This window comes from Parasphingorhabdus sp., assembly GCF_039939955.1.
Taxonomy (GTDB): domain Bacteria; phylum Pseudomonadota; class Alphaproteobacteria; order Sphingomonadales; family Sphingomonadaceae; genus Parasphingorhabdus.
In genome coordinates, this window is record NZ_JBDVHS010000001.1 from 24,471 (window position 1) to 42,999 (window position 18,529).

The 18,529-nt window shown below is 53.9% G+C and carries 18 protein-coding genes and 1 rRNA gene; 12 read left to right on the forward strand and 7 right to left on the reverse strand.

Going from position 1 to position 18,529, the window contains the following annotated elements; all coding sequences use genetic code 11:
• Positions 1-11: 11 nt before the first annotated feature.
• A complete protein-coding gene (locus ABJG22_RS00120) occupies positions 12-905 on the reverse strand; it encodes a bacteriophage abortive infection AbiH family protein (protein ID WP_348018204.1) in 894 nt (297 codons plus the stop codon).
• Between the two features lie 135 nt (positions 906-1,040).
• The gene (gene map, locus ABJG22_RS00125; protein ID WP_348018205.1) at positions 1,041-1,865 is read right to left on the reverse strand and encodes a type I methionyl aminopeptidase; all 825 of its coding nucleotides are present in this window, start codon (positions 1,863-1,865) and stop codon (positions 1,041-1,043) included.
• A gap of 135 nt (positions 1,866-2,000) precedes the next feature.
• On the opposite strand from map, the gene ABJG22_RS00130 reads away from it, so the two are divergent.
• Positions 2,001-3,752, forward strand: coding sequence for a sulfatase-like hydrolase/transferase (locus ABJG22_RS00130; protein WP_348018206.1), 1,752 nt, complete (start codon positions 2,001-2,003; stop codon positions 3,750-3,752).
• Between the two features lie 40 nt (positions 3,753-3,792).
• Positions 3,793-4,563 carry a competence/damage-inducible protein A gene (locus tag ABJG22_RS00135; protein ID WP_348018207.1) on the forward strand — a complete coding sequence of 257 codons (771 nt, stop codon included), beginning with the start codon at positions 3,793-3,795 and terminating at the stop codon, positions 4,561-4,563.
• A 226-nt stretch (positions 4,564-4,789) separates the two neighbouring features.
• On the opposite strand, the gene ABJG22_RS00140 is transcribed toward ABJG22_RS00135, so the two are convergent.
• Positions 4,790-5,386, reverse strand: a complete 597-nt coding sequence (locus tag ABJG22_RS00140; protein WP_348018208.1) for a hypothetical protein — start codon at positions 5,384-5,386, stop codon at positions 4,790-4,792.
• An 86-nt stretch (positions 5,387-5,472) separates the two neighbouring features.
• Between ABJG22_RS00140 and ABJG22_RS00145 the strand changes: the two genes are divergently transcribed.
• From ABJG22_RS00145 to ABJG22_RS00175, 7 genes are all read left to right on the forward strand, one after another.
• The gene (locus tag ABJG22_RS00145; protein WP_348018209.1) at positions 5,473-5,736 is read left to right on the forward strand and encodes a hypothetical protein; all 264 of its coding nucleotides are present in this window, start codon (positions 5,473-5,475) and stop codon (positions 5,734-5,736) included.
• 178 nt (positions 5,737-5,914) lie between these two features.
• On the forward strand, positions 5,915-7,159 hold the full coding sequence (locus ABJG22_RS00150; protein ID WP_348018210.1) for a nucleotidyltransferase: 1,245 nt from the start codon (positions 5,915-5,917) through the stop codon (positions 7,157-7,159).
• A 113-nt stretch (positions 7,160-7,272) separates the two neighbouring features.
• Positions 7,273-7,632 carry a hypothetical protein gene (locus tag ABJG22_RS00155; protein WP_348018211.1) on the forward strand — a complete coding sequence of 120 codons (360 nt, stop codon included), beginning with the start codon at positions 7,273-7,275 and terminating at the stop codon, positions 7,630-7,632.
• On the forward strand, positions 7,622-8,662 hold the full coding sequence (locus tag ABJG22_RS00160; protein WP_348018212.1) for a CBASS cGAMP-activated phospholipase: 1,041 nt from the start codon (positions 7,622-7,624) through the stop codon (positions 8,660-8,662). The genes ABJG22_RS00155 and ABJG22_RS00160 overlap by 11 nt, the downstream gene beginning before the upstream one ends.
• A gap of 155 nt (positions 8,663-8,817) precedes the next feature.
• Positions 8,818-11,496, forward strand: coding sequence for an aconitate hydratase AcnA (acnA, locus tag ABJG22_RS00165; RefSeq protein ID WP_348018213.1), 2,679 nt, complete (start codon positions 8,818-8,820; stop codon positions 11,494-11,496).
• 44 nt (positions 11,497-11,540) lie between these two features.
• On the forward strand, positions 11,541-12,191 hold the full coding sequence (locus ABJG22_RS00170) for a carboxymuconolactone decarboxylase family protein (protein ID WP_348018214.1): 651 nt from the start codon (positions 11,541-11,543) through the stop codon (positions 12,189-12,191).
• Positions 12,188-12,718 carry a VOC family protein gene (locus ABJG22_RS00175; RefSeq protein WP_348018215.1) on the forward strand — a complete coding sequence of 177 codons (531 nt, stop codon included), beginning with the start codon at positions 12,188-12,190 and terminating at the stop codon, positions 12,716-12,718. Before ABJG22_RS00170 ends, ABJG22_RS00175 begins: the two co-directional genes overlap by 4 nt.
• On the opposite strand, the gene ABJG22_RS00180 is transcribed toward ABJG22_RS00175, so the two are convergent.
• Complete coding sequence (locus tag ABJG22_RS00180) at positions 12,715-13,353, reverse strand: TetR family transcriptional regulator (protein WP_348018216.1); 639 nt, start codon at positions 13,351-13,353, stop codon at positions 12,715-12,717. The two genes, ABJG22_RS00175 and ABJG22_RS00180, sit on opposite strands and share 4 nt — an antisense overlap.
• 159 nt (positions 13,354-13,512) lie before the next feature.
• Here ABJG22_RS00180 and ABJG22_RS00185 point away from each other — a divergent pair, with 159 nt between their 5' ends.
• Entirely contained in the window at positions 13,513-15,087 is a 1,575-nt protein-coding gene (locus ABJG22_RS00185; RefSeq protein WP_348018217.1) for a DUF389 domain-containing protein, read from the forward strand.
• 9 nt (positions 15,088-15,096) lie between these two features.
• On the opposite strand, the gene ABJG22_RS00190 is transcribed toward ABJG22_RS00185, so the two are convergent.
• Together ABJG22_RS00190 and ABJG22_RS00195 are read right to left on the reverse strand one after the other, a co-directional pair.
• Positions 15,097-15,513, reverse strand: coding sequence for an acyl-CoA thioesterase (locus tag ABJG22_RS00190; protein WP_348018218.1), 417 nt, complete (start codon positions 15,511-15,513; stop codon positions 15,097-15,099).
• A complete protein-coding gene (locus ABJG22_RS00195) occupies positions 15,503-15,805 on the reverse strand; it encodes a hypothetical protein (RefSeq protein ID WP_348018219.1) in 303 nt (100 codons plus the stop codon). Before ABJG22_RS00195 ends, ABJG22_RS00190 begins: the two co-directional genes overlap by 11 nt.
• A gap of 120 nt (positions 15,806-15,925) precedes the next feature.
• Between ABJG22_RS00195 and ABJG22_RS00200 the strand changes: the two genes are divergently transcribed.
• Positions 15,926-16,354 carry a CBS domain-containing protein gene (locus tag ABJG22_RS00200; protein WP_348018220.1) on the forward strand — a complete coding sequence of 143 codons (429 nt, stop codon included), beginning with the start codon at positions 15,926-15,928 and terminating at the stop codon, positions 16,352-16,354.
• A gap of 78 nt (positions 16,355-16,432) precedes the next feature.
• On the opposite strand, the gene ABJG22_RS00205 is transcribed toward ABJG22_RS00200, so the two are convergent.
• Positions 16,433-17,950, reverse strand: a complete 1,518-nt coding sequence (locus tag ABJG22_RS00205; RefSeq protein ID WP_348018221.1) for a lipopolysaccharide biosynthesis protein — start codon at positions 17,948-17,950, stop codon at positions 16,433-16,435.
• Between the two features lie 490 nt (positions 17,951-18,440).
• On the opposite strand from ABJG22_RS00205, the gene ABJG22_RS00210 reads away from it, so the two are divergent.
• A 16S ribosomal RNA gene (locus ABJG22_RS00210) occupies positions 18,441-18,529 on the forward strand; the annotation flags it as partial.

The window sequence follows — 18,529 nt, forward strand, 5'->3', positions numbered from 1 at the left end:
CACAGATCCGATTAATCGAATTGCGAGAGCAGACGGTACTGCACGAGATGAGATGCGATGTCATAGGCACCAAAAAGTCTCTTTCGCTCCTCACGATCGTCATAGACACTTATAGTCCATTGAGTCTTCTGAAGATCGACTTGGTCCATTATCGCTTCGATATAGGGTTCATCCACCTCAGCGAGACCATGACCCATAATACTCACTTCACGGATATCGCTAAGCGAACCGAAGAATGCGGAGTTTGAGTTGATCAGTGCTGCAGTGGGCTTAAATGTAGCCGCAAAATAGTCATCAATATGTTCGATGCCTTCACGTACCCGCCAATCATCATCCGGTCCCTCGGGCTTGAAGTTGAGGCTGTCCTCTGGTCGCCGTTCCCAACCGTGCCCGAACACTAGTTCTTCGGCAGGCTCGGCGGCAGAGCCGTGAATATGTAGGATACGTCCTCTAGGCACGTCGTAGACCTCCTCGAGAGTCGGCGTATAGTTGAAGTTCAAGAACAGCGATGTAGGGTCAATAATGAGCGGATGCGCGATTGTCGATCGACTGGGTATCTTTAAGCTTCGGATCCAGTCCGAGAAATGGCCGCGCAACACATATGAGAGACCGGATGCGATTTTTTCGAGCTCATACTGAAAATCGTCATAGCCCTTTTCGTCGAGGAACTGGGAAGCATAGTCAACCGCTTGATCGGCGTCGAATTCAGCGAGTCGTTGTTCGAAATCGGCCCAGAAAGGGAGGTCAGCCGAGAAATACTCGCCTACCATACGAAATACGGAGGGGTTTGCTTTGTAAAGATAGGTCGCAAAGTGACGATATTCCGATGCGATCTCGTGGAAGAGGTCGAAGCCGTTACCAATGATATAAAGTCGGTTAACGCCCATGACTTGGGAATGCATCATAAGGGACATGCGCATCTACGTTGGAATGCAGATCTCGACGAAAATTAGTGGGGTGTAATCCAATTCGGGTGCCAGCTTTACACCGGTCCTTTTCGCCCCAATGGCAACCAACCAACAAAGAGTTGTCCCACCCCCTCAATAAGGCGGGCAATCCAGTCCAGTCGGGCTCTTCGTAAATATCTCGTTCCCGTCCTCGGTAATCCCGATACTATGCTCGAACTGCGCCGTTAGCGAGCGGTCGCGGGTGACCGCTGTCCAGCCGTCGTCGAGCATCTTGCAGGCATATTTGCCGATATTGATCATCGGTTCGATGGTGAAGAACATGCCGGGGCGCAGCTCCGGGCCGGTGCCGGGGCGGCCGACGTGGACGACTTCGGGGGCGTCGTGGAACATCTGGCCCAGACCATGGCCACAGAAATCGCGGACGACGGAATAGCGGTGGCGTTCGGCGTGGGTCTGGATCGCGTGGGATACGTCGCCCATGCGGTTGCCGGGCTTGGCCTGTTCGATGCCCAGCATCAGACATTCATAGGTGACCTGCACCAGACGGCTGGCCTTGATCGGGGTCTTGCCGACCAGGAACATGCGGCTGGTATCGCCGTGCCAGCCATCGACGATCACGGTCACGTCGATATTGACGATATCGCCTTCGTTGAGTTTCTTGTCGCCGGGAATGCCGTGGCAGACGACATGGTTGATCGAGGTGCAGCAGCTGTGCGTGAAACCGCGATAGCCGAGCGTTGCCGGAACCGCGCCGGCGGCAAAGGCCTGCTGCCGGACCATATCGTCGAGCGCGCCGGTGGTCACGCCGGGGACCACATGGGGAACCAGACTGTCTAATATTTCGGCGGCCAAGCGGCCGGCCTTGCGCATGCCTTCAAATCCCTCGGGCCCGTGCAGCTTGATCGCGCCGGTGCGGGATTGCGGGGTGGTGTCTTCTACGGTCATATAGTCTGTCATGCGGCCTATATAGGCATGGCGTGCTTATTTGGCGAGACCCCAAAATTGCAAGACATTTTGGGGATATTAACCTAGAGGGGGCTATGTCGCCCGTCAGAAATAACAAAGGCGTTCAATAGGTTGATGCAAAATCGCATGAAATTTATGCTGATCGGACTGAGCATTTTGCTGGGCGCCAGCGAGATATGGCGGCGGCTGACTCTCTTGATGCTGCCGGAATTTCAGCCGGTCGGGCTGGTCGCCTTTGGCGGATTGTTCACGCTCTGCCTGATCAGTCTGATCGGGATTGCGCTGTTCACAAAGGGCTGGCTGCGCTGGCCGCTGGCGCTGGTCTTGGCGGCGGGGTCGATGCTGGTCGACGGCTATCAATGGGCGGTGGGCGACTTCATGGAATATGAGGCCTTTGTCACCATGGTGCAAAGCGCCGATGATGTGGGCAGCGCGGTGGCGCAGCAAGGCGCGGCGCTGGCGATGAGCGCGGCCAAGGCGCTGCTGCTGCTGATCGGTGTCGGGATGAAGCCGCGGGGCGCAAGTGGGCTGTTGACGCGGGCGGCAAAGGCTGTGGCTCTGCCGGTCCTGCTGGGGCTGCCGGTGCTCTTATTCTTCCGCGGCGGGGAAGGGGGCAGCGGCCTGCCATCCTCGCACAGCGGGGCCAGTCTGGCGATGCTCTATGGCTATGATATGGCATTCACCGACCGTGGCGCGCGCCAGCCGGTGACGCTGAAACCCAGCGGCGCGCAGCGGACGTCCGATATCGTGCTGATCATCGATGAGAGCATTGCCGGGGCCTATCTGGATATCAACAGCGCGGCGGGCGTCTATTCCGGATTGATGCCAGAAGAGGGTGAAGCGGGTGAAGGCGAAGCGGGTCCCAAACCGCCGATCCACAATTTCGGGCTGGCGACCTCGGTCACCCATTGCAGCGTCGGCACTAATGTCGTGATGCGCTATGGCGGGACGCGGGACAATTATCGCGAGACGATCCGCAGCGGCCCCTCGATCTGGGCTTATGCCAAGGCGGCGGGCCTCGCCACCGTCTATATCGATGCCCAGCGCACCCATGGCCGCTACCAGAACCAGATGGACGCGGCGGAGCGGAAGCTGATTGACCGCTGGGACCAGTTTGACGATGTGCCGGTGCTGGACCGCGACCATGCGGTGGCGACCCGGCTGGCGGGCTATCTCGGGGATGAACAGCCGCAGCTGATCCTGATCAACAAGATCGGCGGCCATTTCCCGGTCAGCGACAAATTCCCGCTCAGCCACGCGCGCTATCAGCCGATGTTGAAGCGCGGGAAATTCGCCAATGTTGCCGACACGGCGACCCCCGACGGGCTGGACGGCAGCGCCAGCAACTGGCGGCTCTACCGCAACAGCTATCGCAACACCGTGCTCTGGAATGTCGGCGGCTTTTTCGACCGGCTGTTTTCCGAAGAGACGGCCGCGGGCAATTTGGGTGACGCGACGATCCTTTATACATCCGACCATGGCCAGAGCTTTCACGAGCGCGGGGACCGGGGCGAGGCGACCCATTGCACCCCCGATCCGCAGATTGAGGAAGGCGTGGTGCCGCTGGTGGTGATCGGCAATAGCGGTGACGCGGCGCAGACCCGGCGCTGGGCAGAGGCCGCCGCCGCGGGCAAGGACAAGCTCTCCCATTATCGCATCTTCCCGACGATGCTGAGCCTGATGGGCTATGCGCCACAGGATATCGCGCCGCTCTATGGCCCGGATCTGTTCGCCAGCGACCCCGATCCGTTCACGTTCAACGTGCGGTTTAACGCGCGGCTGGGCAGCGATCCGGAGTGGCGGCACGTGCCGCTTGCCGATATCGCCCGCCCGCCGCGTTCCGACTATCGGGCAAAGCCGATCACCAGCCCGAAATAACATATTCCCAAAGCGCGTGGCATCGCTCTATAGAAACGCCATGACCCAAGAAACGCCACCAGAAAAAATCTGGACCGCCGCGCTGATCGTGATCGGCGATGAAATCCTGTCCGGCCGGACACAGGACAAGAATATCGCGCAGGTCGCGAGCTGGCTCAACGTGCAGGGCATCCGCCTGGCCGAGGTCCGCGTGGTCGCCGATGATATGGATCATATCGCCGAGGCGGTGAACATATTGCGCGCGCGCAATGATTATCTTTTTACCACCGGCGGCATCGGCCCGACCCATGATGATATCACCGTCGATGCCATCGCCAAGGCATTGGGCATTGGCGTGACCATCCACCCGACGGCGCGCGCGATGCTGGAGAAATATTACGCAACGCGGGGCGGGCTGAACGAAGGCCGCCTGCGCATGGCCCGTGTGCCCGACGGCGCGGAGCTGATCGAAAACCGCATGTCCGGCGCGCCCGGCATCCGGCTGGACAATCTGTTCCTGATGGCCGGGGTTCCGCATATTACCGCCGGCATGCTCGATGCGCTGACCGGCACGCTGGAAGGCGGCGCGCCCTTGCTCTCCGCCACGCTCGGCGCCTGGGCCGCAGAAAGCGAGATTGCCGCGATCCTAAGCGATACGGAAAAAGCCCATGAAAGCTGCGCCATCGGCAGCTATCCGTTTTTCCGTGACGGCACCGTCGGCGCGAATTTCGTGGTGCGATCGACCGATCCGCATGATCTGGAGGCCTGCCGCGTGGCGCTGAAAGCCGGGCTTGAGGCTGCGGGCTATGAGGTTACCGACGGCGGGATTTAAGCGGGTCTCGTAGACTCGTCCCCCCGTTCGTCCTGAGCTTGTCGAAGGACCTGTTCACACGCGAAGGACGTTTCCAGACGCCATGCTTCGACAGGCTCAGCACGAACGGATTAGCAAATCCACCACCGTCATCCTGAACTCGTTTCAGGATCCATTGCGCCGCAATCGCAGCCTGTGATCTTGGAGAGGTGGACCCTGAGCGGAACGCCATCGAAGATAAACGAGTTCAGGATGACGGGTGTTTGTCACCCAAAGCCCTCGCCTCCAAAGCCCGCCCGCGCAATGCGCCCGCCCGCGCGTCCTTGGCCTGTTTTGCCTCCCGCGCCCGCCGCGCCAGTAATTTCGTCCGCATATCCGCCAGCTTGGCGTCCAGCGACCGGGCGACCGCGGCGTCGGCCTCGCGCCGGTCGACTTTATTGCCATGCTCGTCAAAGCGCAGGCCGTCCTGCCATTCGTCCCAGCTGAGCAGCTTGTCCGCGCCCTGTCCGGTCAGATCGCCCTGTTTGATCAGCATCGCCAGCATCGAATCCGACGGCACGATCCGCCGCTCCACCTCTTTGCCGCCGCGCAGGATGATGACCTCTCGCCCGACCACCGCGCGTTCATGCGCCACCGCGATCAGGCCGGTACGGGCGCTGGCCTGCGCCTTTTTCCAGCGCTCTGCAAAATCCGCATCCCGCCGCCGCAACCGATAGGCCGAGGTGGTCGACATGCACGCCACCCGGCACGCATCGCGGACACAGCCGGCCTTGCGCAAGGTCGCCAGAAACACGGTGCGGGTCGCTGGGGTCCAACCATCATGACGGGGTTTTTTGGTGGTCATGGGGAAGGCGTATCAGAGGGCGGGGGGTGTAGGAAAGACTGTTGGATTTTTGAAATGCATGTAAAATCAGGTTAAGGCATGGTGAAATGACCGCAAGAATATTCCTCGCCACATATCTACTGTCGGTCTTCCTCGCCGATATCACGCTCCAGTGGATCGGCAGGATGCACTACCCCAAATCCTGGGATCTGTTTTTGGGCTTTTACGGATTTCCGCAGATGCTGTTGGCTGACACGCTGCGGCTATATTTGGAAAGTCCTCTGCTAAGCAGCTTCGTGGCGCTGATAGCGGTAGCGGCGCTGATTTGGCTTCTGTCTTATACTTATCGGCAATTTGCTCGGGGCAAATAGGGCGCTGTCAACGTAACTCATCGGAATTCGGCCCGCCGTTACCTTCTGGAATTTCTTAATTATTTTAAATGGTTAAAATGCCAAGCCTGTTATTTTTCGACCGGGGGTTGAATGTACATGGTTTGTTCCTACATCTATAGTTACGAATAAAGTAACTGTACTTCTCAGGGAATGAAATATGGCAGATTATGATACCTCACCTGCTCTTGATGAGCTGCTCCTAGATATTTCAACGATGATCGAGTTGAGTGATCATGATCGAAAGATTGCGGCCAGCCGATATCGAAAATTGAAGGAATTTTTGCTGAGGCCTGAGAGCCATTTCGCTGATGTGTTGGAGGATGATGATACCGACAGTGCAATCTATGCGCAGGGTTCAATGGCAACCAGCACAACTATTGTGAGTGGGGAGAATGACGATAGGTTTGATATTGATGCTATAGTTGACTTAGTAGTTCCAATCACATGGTCTGACGATGAGGTTCTAGACAAGCTTTATGAATCTCTGGAAGGGTTTCCTGACGCGCACGAAATTGAGCGTTGTACTCGCTGCGTGCAAATTCGCTTTGCTACTATGCACATGGACGTGACTGTGCTTGACCGACATTCGGAACCCCGACAACCGAGGACTGGAGAAATTTTTCACAGTCCAGACGAAGGCCCAACAGAACGCGTGAAGTCTAATCCGTATGGCTTCGCTCGATGGTTTAGAACTTCTGTAACTTACCCAGCTAGAGAATTTGAAGAAAGTATTACAGCGTCGAGAAAATCTTTGGCTGTGAATAGATTGTCATCTCGCTCTACCATTGCAAAAGTTGACCAGGAAGAGTTACCACCAGGTGTACCTTCGAGAGTTGATGCTCAAGAAGTTATTGCTTTGAAGCTAATGAAGCGGTTTTTAAACCTGAGATATCAGAATTCTGAGCTTAAAAAGCCACCTTCGATCTACGTTGCGAAAATGGCTGTAGTTGCAGGCTACCAGTATCTTGGCCTCACGGAACAGCTCGATAGTCTAGCGTACGTTATCCAGGAGGATATGCAAAATGCAATCAACGCTAATTGCGGTCCTGATCGAAGAAATCCATCCTATACAGTCGAAGTGCTAAATGACCGATGGCCCGCGACAAACGTTGATCGCACTGCTGCGAGGGATGAAATGGCAGCGTTACGGAAGTCTATTCAAGAAATCAAAGAAGGAAGCCTAACTCAAATTAGTAAAATGCTGACCGAATTGTTCGGTGAAAATGTTGCAAAACGGTCGGTTGAAGCGACTTTAAAGCGCCGTACAGCAGGCCAAGGTGGTACATCAAGCTATCAAGAAAAAGGAACTGGAGCGGTTCTAGGTGCTTCCATACTTCCTGCCCCGGCGATCGCAAAGGCACCAAAACAAGATTTTCATTCAGGCTATTACAAGAATAAATGAAGGCGCTTGGTTATCACAACAGACCGCGGAAATTAGCCAATCAGTGTGCTATCATGGCAAGGCTTTGGCCGAGCTTTGACTATTCCGTCCACGAGGATGGCTGTGTATCGTGGATGGGTAAAGTGAGAGGTTTTCAGCAATTTTACAAAATTGCTGTGATCTGGTCTCCGGTGGACAAAGATGCACCATGTGTAATGCTTCTCGATCCAAAGCTGAAGCCTAGGGAGGGAGGGAGCTTTGAAGATATTCCGCATCTCTGGTTTAATGTTAAAGACCCTGAGAATTCCGCCCTTTGTCTTTTTGATCCGGAGCAAAACCAATGGGACGATACGATGGCAATTGCGGAAACGACTGTCTTTTGGGCAGCGCGGTGGCTTTTGTATTATGAGTATTGGCACTTGACGGGTGAGTGGTTTGGAGGTGGGGTGGGCCATGAAAGTATAGCCAAGGCAAAGCAATCAAATGTTCACTGATCGTCGTTCTAATTCAACAACAACCAAACGAAAGCGGCAGGCTTGGCCAAAAGACAAGCCATTCAAAATATTGTCATTAGACGGGGGAGGAATACGTGGAATCTTCGGCGCTTGTCTTTTAAACAAAATGCAGCAAAATTATGGCGCTGGTGAACATTTGTCTCGCTATTTTGACCTTATCGCGGGCACTTCCACCGGTGGGATCATAGCCATCGGACTTGGACTTCAAATCCCGACAGAAAAAATTGAAATGCTTTACATGCTTGGCGGTAAAAAAATATTTCCGCCGTTCTGGACTCGTTTCAAAATAGCTCGTTTTCTAAAATCTTTGTTTATGAGTCTTCATAATCACAAGGAATTGGAGTCAGCGCTTAAAAAGAATTTTGAAGACAAACTTTTCGGGGAATCGAAAGCGAGACTTGTGATTCCGTCATTTTTGGGACCCAAAGCTGAGATTGCAGTGTTCAAAACGGATCATCATCCAGACATCAAACATGACTGGAAGACAGAAGCATGGAAGATTGCCCGATCCACTTCAGCCGCACCAACTTTTTTGCAGGCAATGGAGAGTAACGAGGGGGTGCAACGCAAACGTGACAAAAAGTACTTTCTTGATGGCGGTGTTTGGGCGAATAATCCGATCATGTCTGCAATAGTTGATGCGATGTCGAGTTATGATATCGAGCTTGAACAAATAAAAGTTTTGTCGATAGGTACCGGAAATTCTGCACCTTCCGTTTCTAAGAGGGGATTAAGGGGGGGGCTAGTGACTTGGAAAAAGATCATCAGTACAGCAATGTTTCTTACCACTGACAACGCACTTGGTCAGGCGGGACTATTAATTGGGCCCGAGAATATTCTCCGTTTAGAACCCGATAAAGTTAATTCGGACATTGAGTTGGATGACTGGTATCGCGCTCGCATGTCGTTGCCGAATGACGCCGACAGAACTTTCACCGAGAATGCAGATTCCATAGCTGGATTTTTCTCAGAGACAGTTGCCTCCCGTGAAGCACATTATTGTAATTAAAAGCCCCGATATTGGCGATCTATTTTTTTGTACGACATTGCCTCTCTAACACCCATCAGCTAAAGCGCTCCCAAATCTGATTCATCAACCGTTTTGCGCCGTTTGTGGCGCTCTCCTCATTCGGTTGGATAACGACAAAAACGGAGCAACCATCCATGACCACCACCGGACAAGATTCACTCGGCACCCGTTCGACGCTTAGCGTTGGCGGTAAAGATTATGCTTATTATTCGCTCGCCAAGGCGGCGGCGAAGCTCGGCAATATTGATCGGCTGCCCTACACGCTGAAAGTCCTGCTGGAAAATATGCTGCGCTTTGAAGACGGCGGCTTTACCGTGGATGCGAAAGATGCGCAGGCGGTGGTCGACTGGCAGAAGGAAGCCAAAAGCGCGGCCGAGATCCAGTATCGCCCGGCCCGTGTGCTGATGCAGGATTTTACCGGGGTTCCGGCGGTTGTCGATCTCGCGGCGATGCGCGACGGGATCAAGGCTCTGGGTGGCGACGCGGAGAAGATCAACCCGCAGGTGCCGGTGCATCTGGTCATCGATCACTCGGTCATGGTCGACGAATTCGGCACGCCGCAAGCGTTCGAAAATAATGTGGCGCTGGAATATCAGCGCAATATGGAACGGTACGAGTTTCTGAAATGGGGCAGCAAGGCGTTTGACAATTTCTCCGTTGTGCCACCGGGAACCGGCATTTGCCATCAGGTGAATCTGGAAAATATTGCCCGCGCGGTCTGGTCTTCGAAAGACGGTGACGGCGTCGAGGTTGCTTATCCCGATACCTGCGTGGGCACCGACAGCCATACGACGATGATCAACGGTCTCGGCGTGCTCGGCTGGGGCGTTGGCGGGATTGAGGCCGAAGCCTCTATGCTGGGCCAGCCGGTTTCGATGCTGATCCCCGAAGTGGTCGGGTTCAAACTGACCGGTGAACTGGCCGAGGGCATTACCGCGACCGATCTGGTGCTGACCTGTGTGCAGATGCTGCGCGAAGTCGGCGTGGTCGGACGCTTTGTTGAATTTTACGGACCGGGCGTTGCGGCCTTGTCGCTGGCGGACCGGGCGACCATCGCCAATATGGCGCCGGAATATGGCGCGACTTGCGGCTATTTCCCGATTGATGACAAGACGCTCGACTATCTGCGTCTGACCGGCCGTGACGAAGCGGATATTGCTCTGGCCGAAGCCTATGCCAAGGAGCAGGGCTTCTGGCGGCATGATGATGCGGCAGAGGCAATCTACACCAAGACGCTGGAACTGGACATGACCAGCGTTGTGCCGTCGCTGTCCGGACCGAAATTGCCACAGCAGCGCGTGTCGATGAGCGAGCTGGACGAAGGATTTAACCGCGATCTGTCCGCTGTCTTCAATCGCGATGACAGCGCTGGCCGGGTGGCGGTCGATGGCATGGATTATGATCTGGGCCATGGCGATGTCACCATCGCGGCGATTACGTCCTGCACCAACACCTCCAACCCCAGCGTGCTGATCGCTGCCGGTCTGGTCGCGCGCAAGGCGCGGCAGCTTGGCCTGCAGCGCAAGCCTTGGGTCAAATCATCGCTCGCGCCGGGATCGCAGGTGGTCACCGACTATCTCGACAAGGCGGGGCTTTCCGATGATCTCGACTATCTCGGCTTCAATCTGGTCGGCTATGGTTGCACCACCTGTATCGGCAACTCCGGTCCTTTGCCGGCGCCGATCTCCAAGGCGATCAACGAGAATGATCTGGTTGCGGCTTCGGTATTGTCGGGTAACCGCAACTTTGAAGGCCGCGTGTCGCAGGATGTGCGCGCCAACTATCTCGCTTCGCCGCCGCTGGTTGTGGCTTATGCGCTGAAGGGCACGGTCCGCGAGGATATGTATGAAACGCCGATCGGGCAGGGCAGCGAGGGACAGGATGTCTATCTCAAGGATATCTGGCCGACCAATGACGAGGTGCAGGCTGCTATGGGTGGCGCGGTGAACCGCGAAATGTTCATGAGCCGCTATGCCGACGTCTATAAGGGCGATGCCGCCTGGCAGGATATCGACGTGACCGGTGGCGACACCTATCAATGGCGCGCGGGCAGCACCTATGTCGCTAACCCGCCCTATTTCGAGGGCATGGAAATGACCCCGGCTCCGGTGGGCGATATTGTCGATGCGAAGACTTTGGCGGTGCTGGGCGACAGCATCACCACCGATCACATCTCACCAGCAGGCGCAATCAAAGAGGACAGCCCTGCCGGAGAATATCTTACAAATCATCAGGTTAACAAGGCTGACTTCAACAGCTACGGCTCCCGCCGCGGAAATCACGATGTCATGATGCGCGGTACTTTCGCCAACATCAGAATCAAAAACCAAATGGCCGACGGAAAAGAAGGTGGCTACACCAAATATAACGGTCAGGTCATGCCAATCTACGACGCGGCAATGAAGCACAAAGCTGACGGCAATGATCTGGTGGTTATCGGTGGCGAACAATATGGCACCGGCTCTTCCCGCGACTGGGCAGCGAAAGGCACCAACCTGCTCGGTGTTCGGGCGGTGATCGTCGAAAGCTACGAACGGATTCACCGGTCGAACTTGGTCGGAATGGGCGTTCTGCCTCTGCAATTCGCAGAAGGTGTTGATCGCAATACGCTCAGCCTCGATGGTACAGAAAGCTTCACGATCCAGGGTGTCGCCACGCTGAAACCACTGCAGGAAGTCGAAGTCGAGATGACCCGCGCCGACGGTACGAAGTCTACCTTCAAAACCCAGTGCCGGATCGACACCGCCAACGAGATGGAATATTTCCTCAACGGCGGCATATTGCACTACGTACTGCGGAATCTGGCAGGCTAGTAAGCCAAAGCAAAATGTGCATAGTCGGGGCATAGGAGAGACCCATGCCCCGACTGCGCGAAATACCGCGAGCCGAAGTCACCGACGATTATATTCTCGGTCTGTACAATATGCTGTTCGGGGATCGCGATCCTGTCGAACAACCGGGAACCGCAACCGGCACTCCGGGCAATTGGTGGACGGTATTCGCTCAGGTCCCCGATGCTTTTAAACATACTTCCGAGGGCTTTGGTTTCTACCGCTCGTCCAATCGCAAGCTGAATCCCAAGCTTCGCGAGCTAGGTCAGATCCGCGCTGGCTATGCAGTGGGATCACAATTTGTCTATTCGCAGCATAGCAAGGCGATGCGCTTTGAAGGCTATTCCGAAGAGCAGGTCAAAGCCATTCCCAATTGGCAGGTCGCCGATTGTTTCACGGATGCCGAGCGGGCGGTCCTCGCTTATACGGATTGCCTTGTCCTCGAACGAGGCAGGGTGCCTGATGGTGTTTTCGACGCGTTGAAAAAGCATCTGGGCGAAGTCGAGATACTCGAACTTACTTACATCACCTGCACCTATATGATGCACGCCGTTATGAGCCGGGCGTTAAAGCTGGAATTCGACGATATGCCCGAGCGTGTGGTCGAAGTGCCAGCACCTGATGGTGCCACCGCGGACGTAATGGGCATGGTCGACAAGAGAAAGGATGCGCAATGAGCTATCATCACCTGGCCTTGGCGGCGAAAGACATGAAAGCGATTCACGCATTTTATGAAGGTGTAATGGGCTTCGAACTCGTCAAAGTTGAGATCGCCCCCGTCATGGGCGGCGGTTGGGGCAAGCATTTTTTCTACCGAATGGATGGCGACGATAGCCGCTTCATTGCTTTTTGGGAGTTGATGGATACGCCGGGAGAAGACGGATATTCATATGATCTCAACGAAGCGGCGGGAACCCCACAGGGCACCAACCATTATAGTTTTGCTGTCGATACTGACGAAGAGCTGATTGCTTGGCGGAAGAAATGGAATGCCGCGCAACTCGACGTGCTCGAAATTGATCACAATTGGTGTCGTTCCATCTACACACGCGATCCCAACGGTAACATGATCGAGTTTTGCCTTACGACCGGCAGCTTCACCGACAAAGATCGTCAGCGCGCTTTGGCGGCGTTGGACGAGACCAGCATGAAGCCCTCTCCGCCGCCTGCTATGATGAAGCAATGGATGGCGAAAGACGCTTAGCTAGCAATGTGCAACTCGGGTTGGCCGGTTGCGGGACTATCATTGGCCTGCAAACCTTTGAGGATGGTGTTGATTACCATTCTGAGTCGCTCTTCGGTCGCGAGGTGCATCATCTGCATCATGAGTCGTGGGTTACAAAATGGTTGCATCATCGTGTTGACTAACGACACGACATTGTCGAGCTCTAGACCTTTGAAATAACCCTTTTCCATCGCTTCGACGAGAATCGAGGCCATATAGTGGTCCGCTAGATCAACATAGCCCTTGATCACTTCAAAATGTTCATCACCCAATTCCATATAGGATTCAAACAGGCCAGGATCTTCTTCGCAGCGGCCGCGCTTGACTGCTAGTCGGCGAGCAAAAAACTGATACAGTTTTTCTTCTACGGGCATATCCGCTGAAACCAAATCCTCCATGATGACATGAAGTTCTGCAAACCATTGCTCGGCCATAGCTTCTGCGAGCGCATCCTTGTTTTCGAAAAAGCGATATAGATTGGAAGGTGACATTCCGATCGCCGTTGCAAGATCGGTCATCGTAAAGCTGATGGAACCTCTTTCATGGATTATCTGATCAGCGGCAGCCATGATCTTGGCTCGTGTAGCGGTAATGTCGGTTTCGGGTCGAGGCATATTTTCTTCCTGCGAAGGCTCCTAGAGGCGGCGAAATAGCCAATGTGATCTATATAGGTGACACGGTTTCATGATAAAAGGCAAAAAATTTCATTTTTCAATTACGCTGGAGGTAACGTTTTTCTATTCTCGACCCTTTTTGCGCGCTAAAGCACTAATATGAAAGATGATCAGGTCAGTACGGTTAGCGCGGAACAGTCAAAGCCAAAACAGTCATCCGGACCACTAGAACCGATTTCCGGCAGCATCCGTTTGTTCCGTAGATGGTGGCGCGTTGTTGTGCGCGGTGGCGTTGATCAGCAGGCCGTTATTGCGAAAGTTCGCGAAGATAGCGGTTTTACCCCGCATTTTGCTTTTATGACGTCGATGTCCGCTGGTATTGCAATACTTGGACTATTGCTTTCATCTCCTGCAGTTGTCATCGGCGCCATGCTGCTTTCCCCCTTGATGGGGCCGATTTTGGGGGTGGGGTTTGCTCTCGCAATCGGTGACTCCGCTTGGTTGAGGGAGAGTGGAAAAGCCATTATATTGGGTACCATAATCTCGGTTCTTTTCGCCGGGTTGGTGGTGGTTATGTCCCCGCTACAGACCGTCACCGCTGAAATTGCCGCACGTACACGACCCAATCTCTTCGATTTGGCGGTAGCACTTTTTTCGGCCTTGGCTGGTGCTTATGCGATGATTCGAGGGCGCATGGGTGCAATTGTCGGTGTTGCGATCGCGACGGCTTTGATGCCGCCACTTGCCGTTATCGGCTTCGGGCTGGCGACATTAAATTGGACAGTATTTGGCGGCTCATTGTTGCTGTTTTTCACCAACTTGATGACCATAGCATTGACTGCGACCGCTATGGCCTGGCTCTACGGTTTCCGTTCCTATCTGTCCGAACGACAATCACAGTTTCAGGTTGTCGCGATGGTGGCGGTCTTTGTCGCACTGGCCATTCCTCTCGGACTTTCACTCCGACAGATCGCCTGGGAGGCCAATGTCTCGCGTTCGGCCAATGGATATATCAAAGACCAGTTCGGGAAACGGGCGAGCGTATCGAAATTAGAAATAGATTTTGATGCAGAGCCAATTCTTATCAATGCAACCGTGTTCACGCCTTCGGTCATTGCGGGCGCGGCCGAAGAAAGTTCGAGAGTTCTCACCAGAACATTGGGGCGGTCGATATCCGTGAACGTAGATCAGTTTAAGTTGGAAACCGGCGAGGATGCGCAATCCGCGGAACTCGCCGCTGCAAAAATGCAAGCGCAGGCGCAGGAAGCCGAGATTCAGGTGAACCGCTTGCGCGAAAACCTGGCCTTGATCGCCGGAATTCCGATGGATGACGTGATGCTGGATACCAGCAAGCAGCGTGCAATGGTGATTGCAAAACCGCTTCCGGGGGCGTCGCTGGCTTCTTATTATGCGCTGGAGCAACGCGTTGCTGCGGGAGCGGAAAACTGGACGATATCGTTGCGGCCGCCGGCGATCGCTTTGCCTGACTTAGTGATTACAGATGGTGCGGTGATACCAGCATCAACCGACGATCTGAATTTGATAGTCTGGGCTTTTGAAAGGATAAACTTGCCTTTGGGTATGGATGGATCTTTGGCGGATAGGGCTGTGGTAAAGGAATGGTTGGAGACGAAAAATGTCCCGATCGATCAGGAAACCGACGGAGATATCGAAAATGGTCGGGTTACGTTGCGCTGGTTGGCTCCGTCGGAGGCGCAGAGTCCGCCCAATTAGATTATCCGTCTATTTTAAATATTTCTTCTTTGCTTCTGCCGGTATCACGCGAGGCTGATGATCCTCATCCAGCGCCACGAAAGTGAACAATCCGCTGGTCACAGGGACCTGTTCTTCACCGAGGTTTCGCGAAGCGATCACATCTAGCCGAATGGCAACTGAGGTCCGTCCGATCCGTTCTACGCGGGCATAGACCGAGATTAAGTCACGGGTGAGGATTGGTGCAATAAACTCCATCGCTTCTATGGCTACGGTAGCGGTCGACCCCTGGGCGACTCTTGCTGCCATGATTCCGCCGGCGATATCCATTTGTGATAGTACCCAGCCACCGAAAATATGACCGTTGTTGTTCAAGTCCCTCGGCTGCGGCGCCACGCGCAACACCGGTTGCATCTTTGCGAGTTCGGCAAGATCTTCATTGATCATCGGGGTTCATACCTTTTGAAACAGGGTCGTCGATTGATTCATCGTGGCCGGTCCCGCTTGAAAGAAACACTAGGCCCATCAATGCGGCCATCAACATCACGGCGAAAGCTACGCCACCTGCGGTCGCTATATACATGTGAATTGACACCAAGCCATGTCTGTAAAAAAGAATGCTAAGGGTGACGATGATGCACGTTAGAGCAAATATCGCCATACCGCGCATCAAGCGCCAATATCGGCGCCAAGCGATGCTCGCATAGAGCGGATCATCTAAACGGGATGGCTGGGGCAAGGGGGAACTCCGTTTGTTTTTCATGCATTGGACCCGAATCCTGTTACCATCAAGTCCAATCGCTTTCAAAAATATGCTATAGAAGTGCAAGAAACAGAATCAGAGCAGGGGAGAGGGCCGATGACCATTCATTCGATTTTGCAGGGACGTAACCACGAAATATATAGCTGTACTGCAGATATGTCGGTTTCGCAGGCGGTTCAGATATTGGCGGAAAAGCGGATCGGTGCCCTACCGGTGTTGGATGGTGAAGCTGTTATAGGCATTTTCTCCGAACGCGATGTGCTCCATTCCATTCGCAAATATGGTCATGCGGCCATGGATCATGTGGTGCGCGATGTGATGACGGCTGATGTGATTTCCGTAGATCGGAGCAAGAGCGCGATCGGCGCATTGTCGTTGATGACCAAAAGACGGATCCGTCACCTGCCAGTCGTAGAGGATGGCAAGCTAGTGGGTTTTGTGTCGATCGGAGATCTTGTGAAATATCGGATCGACAAAATCGAGAATGAAGCGGCCGCGATGCGGGATTATATCCAATCTGCGTAAGGGCAGGGCTGAAATGCCAATGTTAAAGGAAGGCTGTTTTCCCAATTGTTGCTACAATATCGAATTATACAGTGCTTTCTAGCTCTCGGGGCTTGGTTCCGGCGCCGGATCGCTTTCAACCTTTCGGCGAACAAGGAGTGAATATACTTCTTTGAAGGTAGCGGGCGACAGGAACCATAATAGTCCGGCATAAAATATGCCCCCGCAGGCAACCATTATGCCGAGTTGAAAATAAACCTGCCAGTTTTCGAAACCCGGTATTATGCGAGACACTATATAGACGCCGACCGCCATGGCGACGCTCGACGACAGACCAGGGGCCACGGCGCCGATGAGCTCGCGTAAAGTGATGCCGATTTTGTCGTGGCACATCCAAAAGGTGAAGCCGGTCAGAATCGGGAAGGCGACGAGCCAGCCAATGACCAATCCTGTCGTGCCCCAATTGACCGCTATCAGGAATATGATCGGCATGGTGAATGCCCCAAACATGGAAATGCGCAACGATGTTTGGGGGCGTCCTAATGCATTGATGGCCGGTGCGAAGATGATCTGTAGGGTCATGATGGGCATGGCGAGAGCCAGCATTGCAACAAAGGGAGCCATCTCCAACCATTTTGGCCCCAAGACTGTCGCTACCAATGGTCCAGCAGTGACGCTCATTCCAAGATAAGCAGGGCAGGCCACAAGCATGATCAGTCGGACGGCCTTGAGAAAGGCATAGCGCATGGAGGCGGGGTCGGATTGGAGCTTTGCATATGCCGGGAATGCGATTTCATTGAGAGGCGGTATGAATTTGGCGGCTAAGATTGTCGTGAAGAATAGAGCTTCGGCGTAGATGCCTAGGTCATGTGGATCCAGGACCCGGCCCGCAATGAAAATGTCGGACTGGCTCTGGATGGTCCAGAACATATGCGTGCCGAGCAGCGCAAGTCCGAACGTCAAATTTTCCTTGATCCCTTTGAAATTGAACGTCGGCCAAAAATATAATTGGGCGAAGAAGAAAATTGCGATGGCTCTGACCCACAATCCGGAGAGAGGCGCAAGCACCAAGGTCCAGACACCATATCCTTGGAGCGCACAGTATAAAGCAACCGACGCTGAGACGATTGCGGATAAGAGATTTGCAATGGCCGTTTTGCGAAACTCCAATTCTCGCGCCAACAGAGCTTCCCCCAATATAATGAAGGGGGATGCGAGAAAGATTAGCGCCTGCAGGTGGAGCATGTCCTGGATAATCGGCTGCCTATAATAGTCTGAAACGGCAGAGGCCAAAATCAATTGCAGGGTCGCAATGCCGGCATTGAGAAGAATCAACAGGCCAAATGTTTGCCGGATTCGGAATTTGTCGATCTTTTTTGCCTGAACCAGGAAGCTGGCGAACCCATATCCGCTCATAAAGGTCAAAAAAATCATGACCACTTGGGTCATTGCAAAAATCCCATAGTCAGCTGGGTTGAGCAAACGGATTACCGCGAGCGTCGATCCCCAGGTCACCATCTGGCTAATGATCTGAGTACCAGAACGCCAGAATACTGCGCTTCTCACACGGTTTCCAAAGCTGCTGTCGCTGACCGTTGTTTCGTTTTCTATCGACATATGTTGACGTTCTAGGTCCCTTCGTATCGCGCTAAAACCTGCCTTACAGGCGAAATGCGAATATTTTTAAACAAATTCGAAAAAACTATGTTGACCGAATCAAGCCGTCCATCTAGAGACCTTTTCACCGGCACGAAGCGGCTCACATGGGCCCCACAGCGCTGGTCGTCAAAATTTGAAAACAACGGTTCTCCCCGGTAGCAATAGCGGGAAAAATCGTTGTCTGTGTTTTGGTGGGCTCTTTGACATTGTAATAATAGATGAAGGGACATGTGGGCGGCGGCCCCAGACCCGGGAACTTCAAGGTTCCGGTGCTCTGGTAATTTAAGTCGTTCCATAAGTTTCATGTTGGATTTATCCAGCAGGTTACTGAACATGTCCTTTATATGTATCCATATACGTAAAAAAGATTTGTGCAGGAACGGCTCCTTGAAATGTAGCTGTTTCGGTGGATGGCAAACTTCGGTTTGTGCCACCATTACAGGACATCAAACTTGAGAGTTTGATCCTGGCTCAGAACGAACGCTGGCGGCATGCTTAACACATGCAAGTCGAACGAGATCTTCGGATCTAGTGGCG